Below are 528 nucleotides of genomic sequence, written 5' to 3'. Positions count from 1 at the left end.
CACCGAAAAAAATAAAAAGACCCTGGTCCTCGTTGCCGCTTGAACCTGAATTTTTCCGCTGTCCTCGTTCATGCTAATCCACACCGTTCAAGCCACGCATATCAGGCTCACCTTTCCTCGTTCAAGTACTGCGATCAGGACGCGGCCGCAAGAGGCTGAACCGGTTGGCGCGCAATCAGCCGACGGTAGGTAATCGCCGGAATCGCCACACCGATGTACAGTAGGTGACCTGGATCACCTGGCTCAGCCGCATCGCAGAGATGCCGTCGGGGAGCAGGAACAACTCCAGCGCCTGGAACCACTTGGTCAGGGGGAGATGGGTTCGTTCAAAAATCGTGCCAACCAAAGCCGACGTTTGATGCGCACACCTGGCGCATTCGAACAAAGGGATGCGCCGGGAAGTCAGACGACTGCAGCGGGTGTGAGCGCAACGCGGGCAGACAAAGCCGTGCGGCCACTTCATCGCGATCAATGCCTCCATGCAGGCCTGCTCGCTGTGATAACGACGGCTAAAGGGTTGAAGTTCCG

Annotated in this window: 1 pseudogene; it reads right to left on the bottom strand. The window is 57.4% G+C overall.

Annotation, left to right across the window (positions count from 1 at the left end):
- Positions 1-211 precede the first annotated feature (211 nt).
- Positions 212-528 (bottom strand): annotated as a pseudogene (locus ACE41H_RS25150) (transposase family protein); the annotation flags it as partial.

Origin of the sequence: Paenibacillus enshidis (assembly GCF_042136365.1) — a bacterium.
In the GTDB taxonomy this organism is placed as follows: Bacteria; Bacillota; Bacilli; order Paenibacillales; family Paenibacillaceae; genus Paenibacillus; species Paenibacillus enshidis.
Note: the sequence above shows the minus strand (reverse complement) of the source record. Positions and strands in the feature narration are given on the sequence as shown.